Genomic DNA, 19,794 nt, shown 5'->3' with positions numbered 1-19,794 from the left:
TTTCGGTGGTCATTGCGTTAGGGAAACGCCCGGTTACATTCCGAACCCGGAAGCTAAGCCTTTCAGCGCCGATGGTACTGCAGGGGGGACCCTGTGGGAGAGTAGGACGCCGCCGAACAATCATTCAAAGAAGCCCGGTTGGGAGCATTGTCTCCCAACCGGGCTTTTTTGCGTTGCCGGTTCGCGTCCGCTTTGTAGTCTGGCGCCATGCGCTATGACCTGGTCATCTTCGACAACGATGGGGTGCTCGTCGACAGCGAGCCCATCTCCAATCGGCACCTTGCCGCCTATCTCACCGAGTTGGGTCACCCCACCAGCTACGAGGACTCCATACGCGACTACATGGGCTCTGCCATGCACCGCATCCATGAACTGGTTCTGGCCCGCACCGGACAGCGGCTTCCCGCCGACTTCGACTCCACCTTCCACAGCCGGGTCTTCGACGCCTTCCGCCGTGAGCTGGAGCCGGTCGCCGGCGTCCGGACCGTGCTGGAGAAGCTCCGCGCCGACAACATCCCGTTCTGTATCGCCTCGTCCGGAAGTCATGAGCGCATCCGGGTCGCCCTGCGGAAGACCGGGCTCTATGAACTCTTCGGTGAGGAGCACATCTTCAGCTCCGAGGACGTGGGCCGCGGCAAGCCCGCCCCGGATCTCTTTCTGCACGCCGCCGAGCGGATGGGCGTGGCGCCCCCGCACTGTGCGGTCATCGAGGACAGTCCACTCGGTGTGCAGGCCGCCGTGGCCGCCGAGATGGACGTGTACGGCTTCACGGCGATGACCCCGGCCGACAAGCTGGCGGCCGCGCAGGCCCTCTTCTCCGACATGGCTGAACTTCCCCGACTGCTGGCGTCTACCCACAAGTAGGGGCCTGGCCGTACGCTCCACGGCCATGACGGATATGCGCCCGACCCCGCGTCTGAGACACGGCCGGACCGCACTGGCCCTCAGCTTCTTCGTCCAGGGCGCGATCTTCGCTCTGCTGGTGACCCGCATACCCGCGCTCCAGGACCGCTACGGGATATCCGATGGCTTGCTGCCCGCGTTCCTCGCCGCGGTGCCGGTCCTCGCGGGCCTGGGCAGCGTCGGCACCGAGTACCTGGTGAGGCGGGTGCGACCGGGCCAGGTGCTCCGCTGGGTGCAGCCCGTCGTCTCCCTCGCCCTGCTCGCCGCGGGCTCCGGGACGGCCCTGTGGCAAGCCGCCGTCGCGCTCGGGGTGTTCGGCCTGACCGTCGGCGCGCTCGACGCCTCCATGAACATGCTCGGGGTGAGCCTGCAACGCGCGTACGGGCGGAGCATCATGCTCGGCTTCCACGCGGCGTACAGCCTGGGCGGGATCACGGGTGCCACCGCGGCCTGGGCGGGCGCCCACGAGGAGCTGCCGCTGCCCGCGCTCTACGCACCGGTGGTCGCGCTCCTGGTCCCCCTCGCGCTCGTGGCCTCCCGCTGGTTCGTGGACCAGCGGGAGGCGGCCCCGCCGGAGTCGCCGACGGCGTCACCAGCGGCTCCGGCTGTCGCCGACGCGTCGCTGAGCATGAAACCGCTGATGCCGCTCTGCCTGGTCATGGCGTTCACCTACATCGGCGATTCGACCGTCTCCAACTGGGGCGCCAAGTACCTGGAGGACGTGCTGCACAGCTCCGAGCAGCTCGCCACCCTCCCGTACAACCTCTACATGGTGACCACGCTCCTCGGCCGCTCCTTCGGCGACCTCGGGGTGCGGCGGTTCGGTGCCGTCACGGTGGTCCGGGCCGGAACCCTGCTGGCCGCCGGGGGGTTCGCGGTGGTCGCGACGGCGCCCGGCCCCGCCATGGGCATGGTCGGCTTCCTGCTGCTGGGGCTGGGTCTGTGCGTCCTGGTGCCGCAGACCTTCGCGGCCGCCGGGCGGCTCTTCCCGGGCGCGTCCGACGCCGCCGTCGCCCGTCTGAACATCTTCAACTACGTCGGTTTCCTGGTCGGCTCACCGCTCGTGGGCGCACTCGGCAGCGCGTGGAGCTATCGGGGCGCGATGCTGGTGCCGATGGCGCTCGTGCTCGCGACGATGCTGTATGCGCGGTCGTTCGCTCCTGTACCCGCCAGATACGGTGACGGTCATGAGCGGCCGCGCACAGTTGATGTGGGATGAGGCAGTAACCGGATACGACTTCGGCACCGGGCATCCGATGGACCCGGTCCGGCTCGCGCTGACCATGCGCCTGGTCGAGGCGTACGGGCTGGATCGCGCGGTCGGGGTGGTGGCCGCCAAGGCGGCCGGTGATTCGACGCTCCGGCTGGTGCACCGCCAGGAGTACATCGACGCGGTGCGGCGGGCGTCGGCCGATCCGGCCGCCGCGGACGGCTCGTTCGGCCTGGGCACGATGGACGATCCGGCGTTCGCGGGGATGCACGAGGCGTCGGCGCTGATCGCCGGGCAGTCGGTGGGCGCCGCGGAGAGCGTCTGGCGCGGGGAGGTGCTGCACGCGGTGAACTTCGCGGGCGGTCTGCACCACGCGATGCCCGGGGGAGCCTCCGGGTTCTGCATCTACAACGACGCCGCCCTCGCCGTGGCCCGGCTGCTGGAGCTGGGCGCCGAGCGGGTCGCGTACGTGGACGTCGATGTGCACCACGGGGACGGTGTGCAGGCGGCGTTCTGGGACGATCCGCGGGTGCTGACGATCTCGTTGCACGAGCACCCCCGCACCCTGTTCCCGCAGACCGGATGGCCCGAGGAGACCGGCGGGGAGAACGCCGAGGGCAGCGCGGTGAACCTGGCGCTGCCGGCCGGTACCGGGGACGCCGGATGGCTGCGGGCCTACCACGCGGTGGTGCCCGAGCTGTTGGCCGCGTTCCGGCCGCAGGCGCTGGTGACCCAGCACGGCGCGGATACCCATGTCGAGGATCCGCTCGCCCATCTGGGGGTGACCGTGGACGCGCAGCGGGCGGTCGCCGAGAGCTGTCACCAGCTCGCGCACGAGTACGCCGACGGACGGTGGATCGCGCTCGGGGGCGGCGGCTACGCGGTGGTGGAGGTGGTGCCGCGGTCGTGGACGCATCTGGTGGCGATCGCGGCCGGGCGTCCGCTGGCCCCGGAGACCGAGGTGCCGGAGGACTGGCGGCGGGAGGTCTACCGGCGCACGCGGCTGGAGGCGCCGCGGCGGATGACGGACGGACGGGAGCCGCGCTGGCGGGAGTTCGCGGAGTTCGGCTACGACCCGGCGGACCGGCTGGACCAGTCGATCCTGGCGACCCGGCGCGCGGTGTTCCCGCACCACGGTCTCCTGCCGTAGCGGGCGGCCGCCGTTAGGCCAACCGTGGGGTCTCGGGCCGTTCCCCGGCAGCGGACGGCCATGATCCGCCAGCATCGTGGATGTGTTGAGTACCGCCTCGCTGCGTGCGCATCTGCTGGCGGCGCGGCTCGCCGGACCGGTGTCGACCAGCCGGGAGGAGAGCCTGCGCCGCTACCGGCACTTCGCGGCCCGTGACCCCCGGGTGCTGCTCGGGTTGGAGCCCGAGAACGACTGGTCGTTCCTGGAATTGCTTCGGCTGATGGGCGACAAATGCGGGGTTTCGGTCAACCCTTCTCACACTTCAGGTCACGATGTGATCGATCCCGAGCGGACGATCATCGCTCTGGATGCCTTCGCGGCCCGGCTGCGCGTCGTCGCCCGGGCCCGCCTCCCGGTGCTGCTCGGCACCGGCCATCCCCACCGTCTCCTGGGGTTCTACGCCTCGTTGGCGTCCGCACTGTCGGCGGCCGGATGCCGGATCCTCACCCCCGGGCAGGGTAGATGTGTCGACATAACGACCCGGTTCGGGGTACGTATGTACCAGCTCGCCTACGTACGAGGAGTCGCGATGGTGCGGGCGCCCGGCGCCCGCCCGGGCCCGAGTGAGCCGGGCGCCCACAGCCACTCCCCGCTCCCGGTTCGGGTCGCGCTCGGCTGTGCCGCGGCGTCCGGCGGCGCTCTGCCGGGGCTGGTGATCGGCGACCACGGATGGGTCTGCGGAGCAGGTCAGCTCGGCTTTGAGGCGGTGGGTCTGGGTGACACCGACGACCCCGCGCTGTTCGTCGGGGAGGCCGAGGGGCGGGTGTCGGTCGCCGTTCCGCTTGATGACGCTGTGCGGCCTGGTTGCTACCGGCCGCTCACTCGCTATGTACTCAATCGGGCGTGTCTGTCACAGTAGGCGTCCGATAGCTACTCCTCTTCCCCACTTGCATCACGCGCCCCTAACCTGGGGAGGAGCGCGCATGCGACCAGGAGTCACCGGAGGGGAAGCCGGTGCCCGACATGTGCGGAAGGTTCAGGTGTGTCATGGCTGCTGGCGAAAGGCCTCTGAACGAGGTTCAGTTTCTGACCGTGGCGGAAGTTGCCTCGGTGATGCGAGTGTCCAAGATGACCGTGTACCGCTTGGTGCACAGCGGTCATCTGCCGGCGATCCGGGTGGGCAGGTCCTTCCGGGTCCCAGAGCAGGCGGTTCATGAGTACCTCCGCGAGTCCTATGTGGGGGTGGAGTCCGCTTAGGTCCGGTCCCGGGCCTGGGGAGGGCCCTCGGATTACGTGGTTCGCTCGGTGCCGGGTAGGCTGGCCCGATGTAGGTCGTGTGGGCTCGGACGCCCCGCACCGAGTGAATCGAAGTGAGCGAGGGTAGTCGTGGGCTCTGTTATCAAGAAGCGGCGTAAGCGGATGGCTAAGAAGAAGCACCGCAAGCTGCTCAAGCGCACGCGCGTCCAGCGTCGCAACAAGAAGTAAGCAAGCGACGCTGTGTTCGTCCCGCAGCCCTTCCACCGCCGGTGGGAGGGCTGCGGTGTGTATATGGCGACTTCTGCCGCGATCTCGGCCGTGACCCCGGTCACAGCCCTGACCACGGCTTAAAACGCCGGTCCGCGCGGCGAGTGGTCATCACAGCGCAACATCGACCGGTTACGGTGTTCGGCACAGCCCGGCTCGGACGAGGGTGGGAAGGAAGGCGCTGATCTTGGGAAAGGTCGTGCTCGTCACCGGAGTCGCACGCCAGCTGGGGGGCCGTTTCGTACGGCGCATACAGCGTGAGCCCGATGTCGACCGGGTGATCGGCGTGGACGCCGTCGCACCCGAACACCACCTCGGCGGCGCCGACTTCGTCCGGGCCGACATCCGCCACCCCACGATCGGGAAGCTCCTCGCCGAGTTCGGCGTCGACACCGTCGTCCACATGGACATCAACGGCACCCCGCTGGGAGCCCGCGGCAACCGGGCGTCGGTCAAGGAGACCAACGTCATCGGCACCATGCAGCTCCTCGGTGCCTGCCAGAAGGCACCGTCGGTACAGCGGCTCGTGATCAAGTCCAGTACCAATGTGTACGGCTCGGCGCCCCGCGACCCCGCCGTCTTCAGCGAGACCACGCCCCCCAAGTCGCTGCCCAGCGGCGGTTTCGCCAAGGACACCGTCGAGGTCGAGGGATATGTCCGCGGCTTCGCCCGGCGCCGCCCCGATGTCGCGGTCTGTGTGCTGCGCTTCGCGAACATCCTGGGGCCGTGCGCGGACTCCCCGCTGGCCGAGTACTTCGCGCTGCCGGTGCTGCCCACCGTGATCGGCTACGACCCCCGGCTCCAGTTCGTCCACGAGAAGGACGCCATCGAGGTGCTGCGGATCGCCGCCTCCGAGCCCCGCCGCGGCACCCTCAACAGCGGGACGTTCAACATCGCCGGGGACGGGGTGCTGCTGCTGTCCCAGGCCGCCCGGCGGCTCGGCCGCCCCACCCTGCCGCTGCTGCTGCCCACCCTCCGCTGGGCCCGTAGCGCGCTGCGGTCCCTCGGCGTCACCGACTTCTCGCCCGAGCAGGTCCGGCTGCTCACCCACGGCCGGGTCGTGGCCACCAACCAGATGCGCGAGACCCTGGGCTTCGTACCCGAGCACACCACCGCCGGCGCCTTCGCGGACTTCGCGCACAGCCGCGGTCCCGGGCTGCTCCCGCCCGAGACCCTCGCCCGAACCGTCGACCGGCTCGCCGGGCTGCTGCCCGCCGGCGCCGCCCAGAACTGAGGAGCGCAGCCACCATGGCGGATGCCAAGGTCATTCCGTTCGGTGAGGAACCGCGGTCCCGGCGGAAGGGCCCCCGGCCGGGCCGCGCCAAGCGGTCCCAGGGCTCGTTGAAGCCGGTGCCGCAGCAGCGCGACGAGGAGCTCGAGCGGGGCGCCGACGAGGCCGCCGAGGCCACCACGGCGGCGTCCGCGGTGCCGCCCGTGCCGCCGCACCCGCCGCGGCGCGCCCCGGGCGGTGGCGACTGGGAGCGCAGACTCGCCCACGGACTGAGCTTCCTGCGCCGCCGGATCACCGGGGACTACGAGGTCGACGACTTCGGCTACGACGAGGACCTCACCGACCAGGTCCTGATGTCACTGCTGCGCCCGATGTACGAGAAGTACTTCCGGGTCGAGGTGAAGGGCATCGAGAACATCCCGGACAGCGGGGGCGCGCTGGTCGTCGCCAACCACTCCGGGGTGCTGCCGCTGGACGGGCTGATGCTCCAGGTCGCGGTGCACGACAACCACCCGGCCGAGCGCCATCTGCGGCTGCTCGCCGCGGACCTGGTCTTCATGCTGCCGGTCGTCAACGAGCTGGCCCGCAAGGCGGGCCACACCCTGGCCTGCGCCGAGGACGCCCAGCTGCTGCTGGAGCGCGGCGAGGTGGTCGGGGTGATGCCGGAGGGCTTCAAGGGGATCGGCAAGCCGTTCTCCGAGCGCTACAAGCTCCAGCGCTTCGGCCGCGGCGGCTTCGTCTCGACGGCGCTGCGCGCGGGGGCGCCGATCGTGCCGTGCTCGATCGTGGGCGCGGAGGAGATCTACCCGATGGTGGGGAACGCGAAGACGCTGGCGCGGCTGCTGGGTGTGCCGTACTTCCCGATCACGCCGACCTTTCCGCTGCTGGGGCCGCTGGGCGCGGTGCCGCTGCCGACGAAGTGGACGATCCAGTTCGGTGAGCCGATCCCGACGGACGGGCACCCGCCGGAGGCGGCGGACGACCCGATGCTGATGTTCAACCTCACCGACCAGGTACGAGAAACGATCCAGCACACCCTCTACAAGCTGCTGGTGCAGCGGCGGTCGGTGTTCTTCTGAGCCCGGGGCGTCCCGCCGGTGTTCTACTGAGCCCGGGGCGTCCCGCCGGTGTTCTTCTGAGAGCGGCGGGGCCGGAGGGCGCTCAGCGCGTCCTCCGGCCCCGGCCGTGTCACCTCGTGTCGTCGCCGTCCAGGTCGAGGCCCGGCAACAGGTCGGGCAGCAGCGGCGGGATGGTGATGTCCGGCTGCGTCGGCTTGCTGCCGGTGTCACCGCGGCCCGGGGACGGGCTCGGGGTCACCCCGCCCGACGGCGGGTCCAGCAGATCGCCCGCACCGCCGATCAGCCCCTGGTCCTCGGAGACGGCGGGGGACGACGGACCGGGCCGACTGGCCTCGCCGGTGCGGCCGCCGCTCGGGGTGGCCGAGGACGAGGACGGATAGCGGTCCTCCGTGGCCCCGCCGGAGCGCTGCGGTGTCTCACCGCCCGGCTGGCGCGACTGGCTCCGCTGGTCCTTGGTGGTGGGCAGCAGCGGCTGCAGCGGACCGACCTCCTGGTCTATGGCGGCGAAGACCGAGCTCACTTCGTCCCCCACGTCCGCGAGCTGCAACGGCAGCCTCTCGCGGAGCTGGCTCCAGCCCTCGCGGTGCGCCTTGGCGAAGGAGGACAGCTCCTGCATCGGACCGAGCGAACCCTCGCGCTCGTAGACCTGGTGCAGCAGCCGGTGGCCTTCGGAGGCGTCATGGCGCATACCGGACAGCGCGCGGCGGATCTCCCGCAGCGAATCGTGGTCCAGCTCACCGGAACGGGCCCGCTCCATCAGCCGCCGCGCCTCGCTCATCCGCGTGGACGCCTGGTCCAGGTAGATCCGGCCCCGCGCGGAGTCGCCGTCCGCCATCTCCAGCTTCAGGTCCTCCATGCCGCGCTTGAACCCGTAGAGGGTGTCACCCGGCAGGGCGTCCGAACTGGCCGCGGCGACCCCGCCGAACGCGCCCGCCGCGACCCCGACCGTGAGCCCCCCGGCCGCGAGCCCCTTGGACCAGCGCGAACGGGGCCGCAGTCTGGACACCGGCGGCTTGGCGCGGTGGGCGCCGCCGGGGCGGCGGCGCTGCTCGGGCACGCGTGGCGCGCCTTCGGCGAAGGCCGCTTCCATGGCGGCGATCAGCTGGGCCCGCTGTGTGATCCTGACCTCGGGGTCCAATGCCGGTGCCGGCAATTCGCCGAGCCCGCTCGCCAGGGCCACCATCCGTCTCTGCTCGGCGCTCTCCGCCGATGAGCCGGGTTGTGGGTGCGGCGTCTCGTCCCGGGTGGCCTGGTGCTTGCTCTCCAGGGCCTCCAGGGCCTCCAGGGCCTTGGCGAAGGCGTTCGCCCGCCGGTGTGCCGATACGTTCGCGATCACAGGCGGCACCTCCTCTCGTCGTGACGGTCGACTCCCCAGGACACCCGAAGGTTCCTTCCCACCCGTGGGTCCACCCGATCGAGTGAGTGGGTACGGGCAGGGTACGACCACAAGGCGCCTGCATCCCCCACAACGAGCGGCGCAGCACCGGGGTTACGCCTTCCCGAGGAGCTGACCGGGCGTGCCGGAACCGTCACCGTGCGGCCCTGGACGCCGGTCAGCGGGCGTCGTCCGGAAGGAGCCGGGCCAGGGTGCGCACGGCCCGGTACTGAAGGGTCTTGATCGCACCTTCGTTCTTCCCCATCACCCGGGCCGTCTCGGCGACCGAGAGCCCCTGGAGGAAGCGGAGCGTCACGCACTCCTGCTGCTGCGGGTTGAGCTTGCGCACCGCCTGCAGCAGGGCCGCGTTGGACAGTGACTCCAGGACGGAGTCCTCCGGGCTGCGCTCGACCTCGTTGGCGTCGAGCATCTCGCCGGTGGTGACCTCCAGCCGGAAGCGGCTGGACTTGAAGTGGTCGGCGACGAGGTTGCGGGCGATCGTCACCAGCCAGGCGCCGAAGTCACGGCCCTGCCAGGTGAAGGTGCCGATACGGCGCAGGGCGCGCAGGAACGTCTCACTGGTGAGGTCCTCGGCCGTGGCCCGGCCGCCCACGCGGTAGTAGATATAGCGGTAGACGGTGTCGGCGTACTGGTCGTAGAGCCGGCCGAAGGCCTCGGCCTCGCCCGACTGGGCGCGCTCGACCAGGTCCATCATCCGGCGGCTGTCGCTGTCGGCACTCGGTCGGCGGGCGGTGGAGGCGCCGCCGCGGGAGCGTCTGCCCACCGCCGCGCCGTTGTCGGCCAGGGCATAGCAGGAGCTGGCGCGGCCGGGCTGATGGACCCCGCCGACGGATGGGCTGGCGGGCGCGGGCGTGGCGAGCGCGGGGACGGCATACGCGGTGGGGACGAAGCCGCGCAGACAGTCGAGGACCGTTGCGCGCAGCGTAGCCAGGCCCGAGGCGTCAACCCCGACGTGTGGGTACACGGGACTCCCAGAGGCAGAGCTTCCATCACGTGCAGTACGGGACCGTTCACCCGCCGTAGGGACGCGTGGGTACCGGTTTGCGTCTAAGGAGAATAACGCTTCGTATAGGCAGCACTACACCCCGTTGCTCAAATCATCGTTTCCGTTCACTCCGTTATGGATTGATGACGCATCAAGTATCGAACGGAGGACGGATTTTGATCGGAAAGTTCCCCACTCTGTGCGATTACATGGCGTGTTGTGACAAACCGGCGGTAAGGGGACTGGCGGGGGCGCTGTGGGGTAGGAAGTGCGGAATGACTGAAACAGGATGGTCGCGGTCGGTCGGTGACGCTCCGTATCGATGGGCACGCCGTCACGCAGTGCGATCAGCGGTCAGTCCTGACCGTGCTCGGTCAGCCGTGTGCGCGCTCGGTCGCGGGCAGCCGTCACCGCTGGTGGTAGCGGGCCGCGGGGTTCGGCCCGAGCCGGGGTGCGGGGGTGCGCCGGAGCGCGGTCAGCGACGGCGCCGGTGCAGCGCCACGGCGGCCGCCGTGCCACCCGCCACCGCGCCCACTCCGGCCGCCGCCGGGATGCCGATCCGGGCCGCCTTGCGGCCGGTGCGGTAGTCGCGCAGCCGCCAGCCGTTCTCCCGGGCGTGTTCGCGCAGCCGTCCGTCCGGGTTCACGGCATAGGGGTGGCCCACGATCGACAGCATCGGGATGTCATTGGCGGAGTCGCTGTACGCCGCGCAGCGGCCCAGGTCCAGCCCCTCGGCCGACGCCAGCGCCCGTACCGCCTCCGCCTTGGCCGGGCCGTGCAGCGGCTCGCCGACCAGCTTGCCGGTGTAGACCCCGCCGACGGACTCGGCCACGGTGCCCAGCGCCCCGGTCAGCCCCAGCCGCCGGGCGATGATCGTCGCGGTCTCGACCGGGGCCGCGGTCACCAGCCAGACCCGCTGTCCGGCGTCCAGATGCGCCTGGGCCAGCGCCCGGGTGCCGGGCCAGATGCGGTCCGCCATGTACTCGTCGTAGATCTCCTCGCCGATCGACATCAGCTCGGAGACCCGGTGGCCCTTGACGATGGACAGCGCGCTGCTGCGCACGTCCTCCATATGCGCCGGGTCCTCGACGCCCGCCATCCGGAACCAGGTCTGCTGCCAGGCGAAGCGGGCCAGTTCGCGCTTGCGGAAGAAGTGCCGCTTGTACAGGCCGCGGCCGAAGTGGAAGAGGGCGGCGCCCTGCATGACCGTGTTGTCGAGGTCGAAGAAGGCGGCGGCCCGTTCGTCCCCGACGACGGGGAACTCCGGCTCTGCGGCGGGCTGCGGCGGGGGAGTCTCGGCCGACGACTTGCGCGCCGCCTCGGCCGACGCCTCTCCGGCGAGGACGCTCCGCTCCGTGGCGGGTCGTCGACGGCGGGTGAACCATCCCAGTGCGGCCATGAAGGGAGCATAGCCAGCGGTGCGGCCCATCCCGTTACGCCCGGGTGTCGGGACGATTCAGGTTACGCGAAAGGGGGGCGGCCGCCGGTCCGGCGGCGGATCAGCCGCCCAGCGCGGTGCGCAGCCGCTTGGGGTCCACCCGCCAGAAGTCGTGCTGGGCGCCGTCCACCAGGATCACCGGGATCTGCTCCCAGTACTTGCGGTACAGCTCCTCGTCCTGGGTGATGTCCTTCTTCTCCCAGGGGGTGCCCAGCTCGCCGCAGACCTTCTCGATCACGGCCTCGGCGTCCTCGCAGAGATGGCAGTCGGGCTTGCCGATCAGCGTCACCGTGCGCTCGGTGGGATTCTTGCGGGGGGTGCGGCGCAGCAGGGGACTCATGCTCGCCATTGTGCCCGGGTCCTCGGGGTCGTTTACGATCGTGGGCGATTTGTTGGTGTCCGGGGGTAAAAAGGTGAGGAGTGAGAGCCTGTGCTCCCGTCGACGCCCCCCGGGCGCGGATGTGCCTGCCGGGAACGGTGTGACGCAGGTCGTGGTTCCGGGCGCGGCCGGAAAAGGCGCGTGACACCGGTCACTTTGCTCGGACAAAGCGGACACCATCTTTGTGCACGCGTTCACAAAGACATAGCCTGCTGTCGATGGGGCGGTCATGGAACCGTGCGCCGCCCGCAGCCCCGCTCTACCCGCAGGAGCACCGTGGCAACTGGCCGAACTCACCGACCGGCGACCCGAAGCCGAGGGATTCCCGAGGCCACCGTCGCCCGGCTACCGCTGTATCTGCGCGCCCTGACGGCGCTCTCCGAGCGCTCGGTGCCCACGGTGTCCTCCGAGGAGCTGGCGACCGCGGCCGGAGTCAATTCGGCCAAGCTCCGCAAGGACTTCTCCTATCTCGGTTCGTACGGCACCCGTGGGGTCGGCTACGACGTCGAATACCTCGTCTACCAGATCTCGCGGGAGCTCGGCCTCACCCAGGACTGGCCCGTGGTGATCGTCGGTATCGGTAACCTCGGCGCCGCCCTCGCCAACTACGGCGGCTTCGCCTCCCGCGGCTTCCGCGTCGCCGCGCTGATCGACGCCGATCCGGCGATGGCGGGCAAGCCCGTCGCGGGCATCGCGGTCCAGCACACCGATGAGCTCGAGAAGATCATCGATGACAACGGTGTGTCGATCGGTGTGATCGCCACCCCGGCGGGCGCGGCCCAGCAGGTCTGTGACCGGCTCGTCGCCGCGGGCATCACCTCCATCCTCAACTTCGCGCCCACCGTGCTGTCCGTTCCGGACGGCGTGGACGTGCGCAAGGTCGACCTCTCCATCGAGCTGCAGATCCTGGCCTTCCACGAGCAGCGCAAGGCGGGCGAGGACTCCACCGGTCACGAGGAGGGCGCGGACGCCGTTCCGCAGCCCCCCGTGGCCCCGCACCGGACGGCCGCGGGCAGCCCCGGCGCCGACAGCAGCGGCCGGCAGGGACCTGACGGGGACGTACCCGCCGTGATGCCGGCATGAGTCTCCTGGTCGTCGGACTGAGTCACCGCAGCGCGCCCGTGAGCGTGCTGGAGCGCGCCGCCCTGGTCGGGGACGAGCAGGCGAAGCTGGTGCAGGACACCCTCGCCGCCGAGCCCGCCACCGAGGCCGCGGTGCTGGCCACCTGCAACCGCATCGAGCTCTACGCCGACGTGGACAAGTTCCACGCCGGGGTGGCCGAGCTGTCCACGCTGATCGCCCAGCACACCGGCGTCGGCCTGGACGAGCTCACCCCCTATCTCTACGTGCACTACGAGGACCGCGCCGTCCACCACCTGTTCTCGGTGGCCTGCGGACTGGACTCGATGGTCGTCGGCGAGGGCCAGATCCTCGGCCAGATCAAGGACGCACTGGCGCTCGGACAGGAGCTGCACACCGCGGGCCGGCTGCTCAACGACCTGTTCCAGCAGGCGCTGCGGGTCGGCAAGCGGGCGCACAGCGAGACCGGGATCGACAAGGCCGGGCAGTCGCTGGTCACCTTCGGCCTGGAGCAGCTGGCCGGACCGGTGCCGGTGGCGGACTGGGCCACGGGCAAGCGCGCCCTGGTGATCGGCGCGGGTTCGATGTCCTCGCTGGCCGCCGCGACCCTCGCGCGCGCCGGTGTGGCAGAACTGGTGATCGCCAACAGGACGTTGGAGCGGGCGCTGCGGCTCGCCGAGTCGCTGGCCGAGCAGCACGCCGCCACCGACACGGTCCGGGTCGCCGGACTGGTCGCCCGCGCCGTACCGCGGGACCGGGTGGCCGCCGAGCTGCCGCACGCCGACATCGTCGTCTCCTGCACCGGCGCCACCGGCCTGGTGCTCACCGCCGACGAACTGCGCACCGCCCTCGCCCAGCGCGCGGCCTGCCCCTCGGCGGGCCCCGGCGACGAGGACCGCGTCGCGCTGCTCGACCTGGCCATGCCCCGGGACATCGACGCCGCGGCCCACCGGGTCGAGGGTCTGCGCCTGGTGGACATCGAGTCGCTCGCCGAGGCCGCCGCCACCCCGGCCGGCGGCTCGGGCCCGGCCGCCGGGGCGATGGCCGCCGATGTCGACCTGGTCCGTTCCATCGTCTCCGCCGAGGTCGCCGCCTTCGGCGCGGCCCAGCGCGCCGCGCACATCACGCCCACCGTGGTCGCGCTGCGTACCATGGCGGCAGATGTCGTCGCCAGCGAGGTCGCCCGGCTCGAGGGACGTCTTCCCGACCTGGACGACAAGCAGCGGTCCGAGATCACGCAGACCGTGCGGCGGGTCGTCGACAAGCTGCTGCACGCGCCCACCGTGCGGGTCAAGGAACTGGCGAGCACCCCGGGCGGCGCCGGATACGCGGACGCCCTGCGTGAGCTCTTCGACCTCGACCCCCAGGCGGTCGCCGCCGTCAGCCGCGCCGACGCGGGCGGCCCCGGTGCCGCCTCCGCACGCGGCACAGCCGAACCGAACGACCCGAAGGGAGGCCGGGCATGAGCGCCACCCCTGCCACCCCCGCCACCTCCACCGCGCCGCTGCGACTGGGCACCCGTCGCAGCAAGCTGGCCATGGCCCAGTCCGGCCTGATCGCCGACGCGGTGCGCAAGCTGACCGGACGCCCCGTCGAACTGGTCGAGATCACCACCTACGGCGACACCTCGCGGGAGCAGCTCGCGCAGATCGGCGGTACCGGCGTATTCGTCTCCGCGCTGCGCGAGGCGCTGCTGCGCGGTGAGATCGACTTCGCGGTGCACTCGCTGAAGGACCTGCCGACCGCCGAACCCGAAGGTCTGGTGCTGGCCGCGATACCGCGGCGCGAGGACCCGCGCGACGCGCTGATCGCCCGTGACGGGCTCACCTTCGCCGAGCTCCCCGCGGGCGCCCGGATAGGCACCGGCTCGCCCCGCCGCGCGGCCCAGCTCAACGCATGGGCCCGTGCGTTCGGCCTCGACATCGAGACGGTGCCGATCCGCGGCAATGTCGACACCCGTATCGGCTATGTGCGTTCGGGGGAACTGGACGCCGTGGTGCTCGCTGCCGCCGGTCTGATCCGCATGGGGCGGATCGGCGAGGCGACCGAGCTCCTCGACGCCGACCACATTTTGCCCGCCCCCGGCCAGGGGGCTCTGGCAGTCGAATGTGCCGCGTCCGACGCGGACCTCGCTGCCCGGCTCGCCGAGCTCGACGACCCGCACACGCGGGCCGCCGTGACCGCCGAGCGAACCCTGCTCGCCGCCCTGGAGGCCGGTTGCAGCGCACCTGTGGGCGCGCTGGCCGACCTGCTGGGCGACGCTCAGGATGTCACCGAAATGCGCCTGCGCGGCGTCGTCGGCACCACCGACGGCTCGGCGCTGGTGCAGCTGTCCACCACCGGTCCCGTACCCGCTTCGCCTGGTGAAGCCGTGTCGCAGGCTCAGATCATGGGTCGCGAACTCGCCACCGAGATGCTCGCGAAGGGCGCGGCCGGTCTTATGGGGGAGCGAGCACTTTGAACCCCACCGCCCCGAACCACCCCGGCTGCGGGCAGGTCACCTTCCTCGGCGCAGGACCCGGTGACCCGGGCCTGCTGACGCTGCGCGCCGTGGAGGCACTTGCCACCGCCGACGTACTGATCGCCGACCCTGATGTGCTCGAAGTGGTGCGCGCACACGTCAGGCCGGGGGTGGCCGCGGATGTGCAGGGCACTCCGCAGCAGATGGACGCTGACGGTTCGTCAAGCGCCGCTGATGTTCCGGTACTCCGGGACACCGCCAATCTTGTCATGTCGGCCGCGCGCGGCGGCAAGCGGGTCGTCCGCGCCGTCGCGGGCGACCCCGGTCTCGACGGGTACGCCGCCGACGAGATGCTCGCCTGCGCCGCCGAGGGCATCGTCTTCGAGGTGGTGCCGGGCATCGCCGCCGCGGTGGGCGTACCCGCCTACGCGGGTGTGCCGCTGCGGGACGCCGAGAACGCCGACGTCCGCTTCGTGGACGCGCGGACCGCGGACGAGCGCTGCTGGAGCGAGGTCGGCTCCTCCGACGCCACCGCCGTGGTCTCCGCCACCCTGGAGACCGTCGCCGCCGCGGCCGGGGAGCTGGTGGCCGCCGGCCGCAAGCCGGACACCCCGCTGACCGTGACCGTCGCGGGCACCACCACCCGCCAGCGGACCTGGACGGCGACCCTCGGGTCCATCGCCCAGGTGCTGAAGTCCGCCAAGGTGCTGCCCTCGCCGCAGGGCGCCCAGCCGGTGATAGCCGTGGTGGGCGAGGGGGGCGCGGCCGAACGGCGCGACCAGCTCTCCTGGTTCGAGTCCAAGCCGCTGTTCGGCTGGAAGGTCCTGGTCCCGCGGACCAAGGAGCAGGCCGCCTCGCTCTCCGACCAGCTGCGCAGCTATGGCGCGGTGCCCAGTGAGGTGCCGACCATCGCCGTCGAACCGCCGCGCACCCCGCAGCAGATGGAGCGCGCGGTCAAGGGCCTGGTCACCGGGCGCTACGAGTGGATCGCCTTCACCTCGGTCAACGCGGTCAAGGCGGTGCGCGAGAAGTTCGAGGAGTACGGGCTCGACGCCCGCGCGTTCGCCGGGATCAAGGTCGCGGCCGTCGGTGAGCAGACCGCCAAGTCGCTGATCGAGTTCGGCGTCAAGCCGGATCTGGTGCCCAGCGGTGAGCAGTCCGCGGCCGGGCTGCTGGAGGACTGGCCGCCCTACGACCCGGTCTTCGACCCGATCGACCGCGTCTTCCTGCCGCGTGCCGACATCGCCACCGAGACCCTGGTCGCCGGACTGATCGAACTGGGCTGGGAGGTCGACGACGTCACCGCGTACCGGACCGTGCGCGCCTCGCCGCCGCCGGCCGAGACCCGTGAGGCCATCAAGGGCGGCGGGTTCGACGCGGTGCTGTTCACCTCGTCGTCCACCGTGCGGAACCTGGTCGGCATCGCGGGCAAGCCGCACAACGTCACCGTCATCGCCTGTATCGGCCCGGCCACCGCGAAGACCGCGGAGGAGCACGGTCTGCGGGTGGACGTCCTGTCGCCCGAGCCCTCGGTGCTCAAGCTGGCCGAGGCGCTCGCGGACTTCGGGACCGCGCGGCGCCAGGCCGCGATCGAGAACGGGGATCCGGTCACCCGCCCCAGCGAGCGGCGGCCGGGATCGAGGAGGAGGGCACGCTCGTGACAGCCAGGTACGGCGGTTTCCCGGGGGCGCGGCCGCGTCGGCTGCGCACCACACCGGCGATGCGGCGGATGGTCGCCGAGACCCGGCTGCACCCGGCGGAGCTGATCCTGCCCGCGTTCGTGCGGGAGGGCGTGAGCGAGCCGGTGCCGCTGGCGTCGATGCCGGGCGTGGTCCAGCACACCCGGGAGACCCTGCGGAAGGCGGCCGCCGAGGCCGTCGAGGCGGGTATCGGCGGGATCATGCTGTTCGGAGTGCCGGAGGAGGCCAAGAAGGACGCCGTCGGTACGCCCGGCACCGATCCGGACGGCATCCTCCAGGTCGCCATCCGGGATGTCCGGGCCGAGGTCGGCGACGACCTGGTGATCATGTCGGACCTGTGCCTGGACGAGCACACCGACCATGGCCACTGCGGTGTCCTGGACGCCGAGGGCCGGGTGGACAACGACGCCACGCTGGAGCGCTACGCCGAGATGGCGCGGGTGCAGGCGGACGCGGGCGTCCACACGGTGGGCCCCAGCGGGATGATGGACGGCCAGGTCGGCGTGGTCCGCGAGGCCCTGGACGGCGCCGGGTACCAGGACGTCTCGATCCTGGCCTACACCGCCAAGTACGCCTCCGCCTTCTACGGTCCCTTCCGTGAGGCGGTCGGCTCCTCGCTCAAGGGCGACCGCAAGACCTACCAGCAGGACACCCCCAACGCCCGTGAGGCGCTGCGGGAACTGGAGCTGGACCTCGCCGAGGGCGCGGACATGGTCATGGTGAAGCCCGCGCTGCCCTACCTGGACATCCTGCGGCGGATCGCCGACGCGGTGGACGTACCGGTGGCGGCGTACCAGATCTCCGGTGAGTACGCGATGGTCGAGGCGGCCGCGGCCAACGGCTGGATCGACCGCGACCGGGCGATCACGGAGACCCTGACGTCCGTGCGGCGCGCGGGCGCCGGGATGATCCTCACCTACTGGGCCACCGAGGCCGCCCAGCGGCTGAACCGCGGGGAGTAACCCCGGGCCGGGGCCGGTCATCCGCCCCTGACCACGAGATCGGCCACCGCCCGCCCGGGTGCCACCCGGCGGGCGTTGGCCTCGTCGGAGCGGAGCACGAACCGCTCGGCCTCCGGCCGCGGTTTGCCGAACCGCTCATGGCGGTCGATCAGCCTGCGCATCCGCTCCTCGCCGTCCAGCTCGATCCACCAGGTCTCGTCCAGCAGTGCGCGCACCGGACGCCACGGTCCCTCGTCGAGCAGCAGGTAGTTCCCCTCGGTGATCACCAGTGGCACCTCGGGTGCCACCGGCACCGCGCCCGCCAGCGGCTGTTCCAGCTCGCGGTCGAACCCCGGCGCGTACACCGTCTCCCCGGACCGGGGCGCGCGCAGCCGCCGCAGCAGTGCGGTGTAGCCGTACGGATCGAAGGTCTCGGGGGCGCCCTTGCGGTCCAAGAGGCCGAGTCTGCGCAGTTCCGCGTCGGCCAGGTGGAAGCCGTCCATCGGGACCAGGACGGCCCGCTCCGGGCCGAGCGCGTCCACCAGCCGTCCGGCCAGGGTGGTCTTCCCGGCGCCGGGAGCCCCGGCGATGCCGAGCAGTCGGCGGGTGCCGGGGGCGGCCAGCCGCTCGGCGCGGTCCAGCAGGTCCTGGGGGGTCATGGCGGCGCCTTCGGGCAACGGGTGCGAGCGGTAGGGGTTCAGGCTCGCATACCGCCGTCGACCGGCAGTACCGCGCCGGTGACGTAGGAGGCGCGGTCGCTGAGCAGCCAGGCCGCGGCCTCGGCGACCTCGATCGGCTCGGCGGGGCGGCGCAGCGGTGTCCGGGCGTTGAGCTGGTCGACGACCCCGGGCGAACGCTCGGCCCACGCCTCGATCATCTCGGTCATGGTGGTGCCGGGCGCGACGGCGTTGACGCGGATGCCCTCCGGTCCGTAGGTGATCGCGGCGGACTCGGTGAGGCTGTTGACGGCCCGCTTGACCGCGCCGTACGCGGGCAGCGCGGCGTTGCCGCGGAAGCTGCCGACGCTGGAGTTGTTGACGATGGCGCCGCGGCCCGCGGTGGCCTGGATGGCCTTGATCTCGGCCGCCATGGAGCGCCAGACGCCCTTGAGGCTGACGGTGGTGATCAGGTCGAAGTCGGCCTCGGTCACATCGGCCAGCGGGGCGGGCGGAATGGCGGCGCCCGCGTTGTTGAAGGCGGCGTCCAGTCTGCCGTGTATTTCTACGGTCCGGTCGACGGCCGCCTGGACACCCGTCGTGTCGGCCAGATCGCAGCACACGTAGTCGGCGGTGCCACCCGCCGCCCGCACTTCCTCGGTCACGGCCTTGAGCTGGGACTCGGTGCGGGCGGTCAGCACCACCGCGGCGCCCTCACGGGCGAAGAGCCGGGCCGAGGCGGCGCCGATGCCCCGTCCGGCGCCGGTGATCAGGACGACCTTGCCGTCGAGCAGTCCGGGGGGCGCGGAGCGGGGGGCCATGGAGGTATCTGCCGGTTCGATCATGCACCCCATCCTGCTACGGCGCCCGGGAACGGGCCATGGGCGCCGGTCACGGGCCGGCCGGACACGGCGGCCGGCCCGTGCGGGACGGGGACGGACACGGGTCCGCCCCCGCCGGTCCGGCGTCAGCGCACCGCGTTCCAGGAGTGCGCCACGTCCACGATCACGTGGCCGTCGGACTGGAACACCCGGAACGGAAGCCGGGCCCGCACGCCCAGCCCGACCTGGGTGTCGCCCTCGAAGCTGCCGCCGAACCGGGTGTCCTTGAAGGTCTTGTACCCCGTCAGGTTCACACCCGGAAGAGGCTTGCGGGCACGGCCCGGGTACGCCTCGGCCCCGGTCTCGGGGTCGTAGCTGGGTGCGGCCACCCGGATCTCCAGGACGGCGCCGCCGCCGACCGGGATCTCCTCACCGGAACCGTCCTGGTAGAGGGTGTCGACGTAACTCACCCGGTAGCCGGGCTTGTCGGCCGCCGTGGCCCCCTTGACGTCGAAGACCATGCGGTCGAAGCACTCGTGCTGACCGGTCCTGATGTTCTCCAGCGGCTTGTAGGCCGCTGTCTGCGCGCTCTTCTCGCCGCTGCCCCAGCCGGTGGCGCAGGCGGCCGCCGCCGACGGCTTGGCGGCGGCGTGCGCCGTCCCCATCGTCGTCGCCAGTCCTGCTCCCGCCAGCGCCATCGCCGCGAGCGCGGTCCCCCACCGTCGCATATCGAACCCCCATGAGAGTGGACAAGGGATGTACAAGGGGTTTGACGGACCGTAGCCGTCCGAGGTTGTGCCCATGACGGAAACTGTCGCAAAGAGGACGATCGCGTTCCGGCCAGAGTACGCCGACCGGTGG

At 71.4% G+C, this 19,794-nt stretch carries 20 protein-coding genes and 1 rRNA gene; 14 read left to right on the top strand and 7 right to left on the bottom strand.

What is annotated here, in order from left to right; genetic code table 11:
* Position 1 precedes the first annotated feature (1 nt).
* The 9 genes from rrf to NMK44_RS24470 all read left to right on the top strand — a co-directional run bounded on the left by rrf (position 2) and on the right by NMK44_RS24470 (position 7,076).
* Positions 2-118, top strand: a 5S ribosomal RNA gene (rrf, locus tag NMK44_RS24510).
* 89 nt (positions 119-207) lie between these two features.
* The gene (locus tag NMK44_RS24505) at positions 208-864 is read left to right on the top strand and encodes an HAD family hydrolase (RefSeq protein WP_254746564.1); all 657 of its coding nucleotides are present in this window, start codon (positions 208-210) and stop codon (positions 862-864) included.
* A 25-nt stretch (positions 865-889) separates the two neighbouring features.
* The gene (locus NMK44_RS24500) at positions 890-2,122 is read left to right on the top strand and encodes an MFS transporter (RefSeq protein ID WP_254746561.1); all 1,233 of its coding nucleotides are present in this window, start codon (positions 890-892) and stop codon (positions 2,120-2,122) included.
* Entirely contained in the window at positions 2,091-3,263 is a 1,173-nt protein-coding gene (locus tag NMK44_RS24495) for an acetoin utilization protein AcuC (protein ID WP_254746558.1), read from the top strand. Before NMK44_RS24500 ends, NMK44_RS24495 begins: the two co-directional genes overlap by 32 nt.
* A gap of 82 nt (positions 3,264-3,345) precedes the next feature.
* A complete protein-coding gene (locus NMK44_RS24490) occupies positions 3,346-4,161 on the top strand; it encodes a phosphatase (RefSeq protein ID WP_254746555.1) in 816 nt (271 codons plus the stop codon).
* Positions 4,162-4,289: 128 nt separating this feature from the next.
* Positions 4,290-4,499 carry a helix-turn-helix domain-containing protein gene (locus NMK44_RS24485; protein WP_014053989.1) on the top strand — a complete coding sequence of 70 codons (210 nt, stop codon included), beginning with the start codon at positions 4,290-4,292 and terminating at the stop codon, positions 4,497-4,499.
* Between the two features lie 129 nt (positions 4,500-4,628).
* On the top strand, positions 4,629-4,727 hold the full coding sequence (locus NMK44_RS24480) for a 30S ribosomal protein bS22 (RefSeq protein ID WP_003948845.1): 99 nt from the start codon (positions 4,629-4,631) through the stop codon (positions 4,725-4,727).
* Between the two features lie 226 nt (positions 4,728-4,953).
* On the top strand, positions 4,954-6,000 hold the full coding sequence (locus NMK44_RS24475) for an NAD-dependent epimerase/dehydratase family protein (protein ID WP_254746552.1): 1,047 nt from the start codon (positions 4,954-4,956) through the stop codon (positions 5,998-6,000).
* Between the two features lie 14 nt (positions 6,001-6,014).
* Positions 6,015-7,076 (top strand): lysophospholipid acyltransferase family protein, encoded by a 1,062-nt coding sequence (locus NMK44_RS24470; protein ID WP_254746531.1) that lies wholly within the window; start codon positions 6,015-6,017, stop codon positions 7,074-7,076.
* Positions 7,077-7,185: 109 nt separating this feature from the next.
* Here the strand turns inward: NMK44_RS24470 and NMK44_RS24465 are convergent, their stop codons facing one another.
* The 4 genes from NMK44_RS24465 to NMK44_RS24450 form a co-directional block, all read right to left on the bottom strand.
* Complete coding sequence (locus NMK44_RS24465) at positions 7,186-8,412, bottom strand: DUF5667 domain-containing protein (protein WP_254746528.1); 1,227 nt, start codon at positions 8,410-8,412, stop codon at positions 7,186-7,188.
* Positions 8,413-8,629: 217 nt separating this feature from the next.
* Positions 8,630-9,436 carry an ECF subfamily RNA polymerase sigma factor, BldN family gene (locus NMK44_RS24460; RefSeq protein ID WP_254746526.1) on the bottom strand — a complete coding sequence of 269 codons (807 nt, stop codon included), beginning with the start codon at positions 9,434-9,436 and terminating at the stop codon, positions 8,630-8,632.
* A 496-nt stretch (positions 9,437-9,932) separates the two neighbouring features.
* Positions 9,933-10,856, bottom strand: coding sequence for an HAD family hydrolase (locus tag NMK44_RS24455; RefSeq protein WP_254746523.1), 924 nt, complete (start codon positions 10,854-10,856; stop codon positions 9,933-9,935).
* A gap of 100 nt (positions 10,857-10,956) precedes the next feature.
* Positions 10,957-11,244, bottom strand: coding sequence for a glutaredoxin family protein (locus NMK44_RS24450; protein WP_254746520.1), 288 nt, complete (start codon positions 11,242-11,244; stop codon positions 10,957-10,959).
* A gap of 306 nt (positions 11,245-11,550) precedes the next feature.
* On the opposite strand from NMK44_RS24450, the gene NMK44_RS24445 reads away from it, so the two are divergent.
* The 5 genes from NMK44_RS24445 to hemB are packed head-to-tail and all read left to right on the top strand — an operon-like array spanning position 11,551 to position 17,477.
* Positions 11,551-12,357, top strand: coding sequence for a redox-sensing transcriptional repressor Rex (locus NMK44_RS24445; RefSeq protein ID WP_254746518.1), 807 nt, complete (start codon positions 11,551-11,553; stop codon positions 12,355-12,357).
* Entirely contained in the window at positions 12,354-13,820 is a 1,467-nt protein-coding gene (locus NMK44_RS24440) for a glutamyl-tRNA reductase (RefSeq protein WP_254746516.1), read from the top strand. The genes NMK44_RS24445 and NMK44_RS24440 overlap by 4 nt, the downstream gene beginning before the upstream one ends.
* Positions 13,817-14,815 (top strand): hydroxymethylbilane synthase, encoded by a 999-nt coding sequence (hemC, locus tag NMK44_RS24435; protein WP_254746514.1) that lies wholly within the window; start codon positions 13,817-13,819, stop codon positions 14,813-14,815. The genes NMK44_RS24440 and hemC overlap by 4 nt, the downstream gene beginning before the upstream one ends.
* Positions 14,812-16,476 (top strand): bifunctional uroporphyrinogen-III C-methyltransferase/uroporphyrinogen-III synthase, encoded by a 1,665-nt coding sequence (locus NMK44_RS24430; RefSeq protein ID WP_254746512.1) that lies wholly within the window; start codon positions 14,812-14,814, stop codon positions 16,474-16,476. The genes hemC and NMK44_RS24430 overlap by 4 nt, the downstream gene beginning before the upstream one ends.
* The gene (hemB, locus tag NMK44_RS24425) at positions 16,473-17,477 is read left to right on the top strand and encodes a porphobilinogen synthase (RefSeq protein ID WP_254746510.1); all 1,005 of its coding nucleotides are present in this window, start codon (positions 16,473-16,475) and stop codon (positions 17,475-17,477) included. The genes NMK44_RS24430 and hemB overlap by 4 nt, the downstream gene beginning before the upstream one ends.
* Positions 17,478-17,494: 17 nt before the next feature.
* Here the strand turns inward: hemB and NMK44_RS24420 are convergent, their stop codons facing one another.
* The 3 genes from NMK44_RS24420 to NMK44_RS24410 form a co-directional block, all read right to left on the bottom strand.
* On the bottom strand, positions 17,495-18,115 hold the full coding sequence (locus NMK44_RS24420; protein ID WP_254746508.1) for a nucleoside/nucleotide kinase family protein: 621 nt from the start codon (positions 18,113-18,115) through the stop codon (positions 17,495-17,497).
* 38 nt (positions 18,116-18,153) lie between these two features.
* Complete coding sequence (locus tag NMK44_RS24415; protein ID WP_254746506.1) at positions 18,154-18,957, bottom strand: SDR family NAD(P)-dependent oxidoreductase; 804 nt, start codon at positions 18,955-18,957, stop codon at positions 18,154-18,156.
* Positions 18,958-19,079: 122 nt separating this feature from the next.
* Positions 19,080-19,661 (bottom strand): AMIN-like domain-containing (lipo)protein, encoded by a 582-nt coding sequence (locus NMK44_RS24410; RefSeq protein ID WP_254746504.1) that lies wholly within the window; start codon positions 19,659-19,661, stop codon positions 19,080-19,082.
* Between the last annotated feature and the right edge of the window lie 133 nt (positions 19,662-19,794).

The sequence above is a fragment of the Streptomyces cucumeris genome (genome assembly GCF_024295805.1).
GTDB classification, from domain to species: Bacteria; Actinomycetota; Actinomycetes; order Streptomycetales; family Streptomycetaceae; genus Streptomyces; species Streptomyces cucumeris.
The sequence above is the reverse complement of the archived record's forward strand: the minus strand, read 5'-3'. Positions and strand labels throughout refer to the sequence as shown.

Excerpts from the sequence above, each read along its gene's own strand:
- NMK44_RS24505 (WP_254746564.1), top strand. The coding sequence starts at position 208 with ATGCGCTATGACCTGGTCATCTTCGACAACGATGGGGTGCTCGTCGAC.
- NMK44_RS24500 (WP_254746561.1), top strand. The coding sequence starts at position 890 with ATGACGGATATGCGCCCGACCCCGCGTCTGAGACACGGCCGGACCGCA.
- NMK44_RS24495 (WP_254746558.1), top strand. The coding sequence starts at position 2,091 with ATGAGCGGCCGCGCACAGTTGATGTGGGATGAGGCAGTAACCGGATAC.
- NMK44_RS24485 (WP_014053989.1), top strand. The coding sequence starts at position 4,290 with ATGGCTGCTGGCGAAAGGCCTCTGAACGAGGTTCAGTTTCTGACCGTG.
- NMK44_RS24470 (WP_254746531.1), top strand. The coding sequence starts at position 6,015 with ATGGCGGATGCCAAGGTCATTCCGTTCGGTGAGGAACCGCGGTCCCGG.
- NMK44_RS24455 (WP_254746523.1), bottom strand. The coding sequence starts at position 10,856 with ATGGCCGCACTGGGATGGTTCACCCGCCGTCGACGACCCGCCACGGAG.
- NMK44_RS24450 (WP_254746520.1), bottom strand. The coding sequence starts at position 11,244 with ATGGCGAGCATGAGTCCCCTGCTGCGCCGCACCCCCCGCAAGAATCCC.
- NMK44_RS24440 (WP_254746516.1), top strand. The coding sequence starts at position 12,354 with ATGAGTCTCCTGGTCGTCGGACTGAGTCACCGCAGCGCGCCCGTGAGC.
- hemC (WP_254746514.1), top strand. The coding sequence starts at position 13,817 with ATGAGCGCCACCCCTGCCACCCCCGCCACCTCCACCGCGCCGCTGCGA.
- NMK44_RS24420 (WP_254746508.1), bottom strand. The coding sequence starts at position 18,115 with ATGACCCCCCAGGACCTGCTGGACCGCGCCGAGCGGCTGGCCGCCCCC.
- NMK44_RS24415 (WP_254746506.1), bottom strand. The coding sequence starts at position 18,957 with ATGATCGAACCGGCAGATACCTCCATGGCCCCCCGCTCCGCGCCCCCC.
- NMK44_RS24410 (WP_254746504.1), bottom strand. The coding sequence starts at position 19,661 with ATGCGACGGTGGGGGACCGCGCTCGCGGCGATGGCGCTGGCGGGAGCA.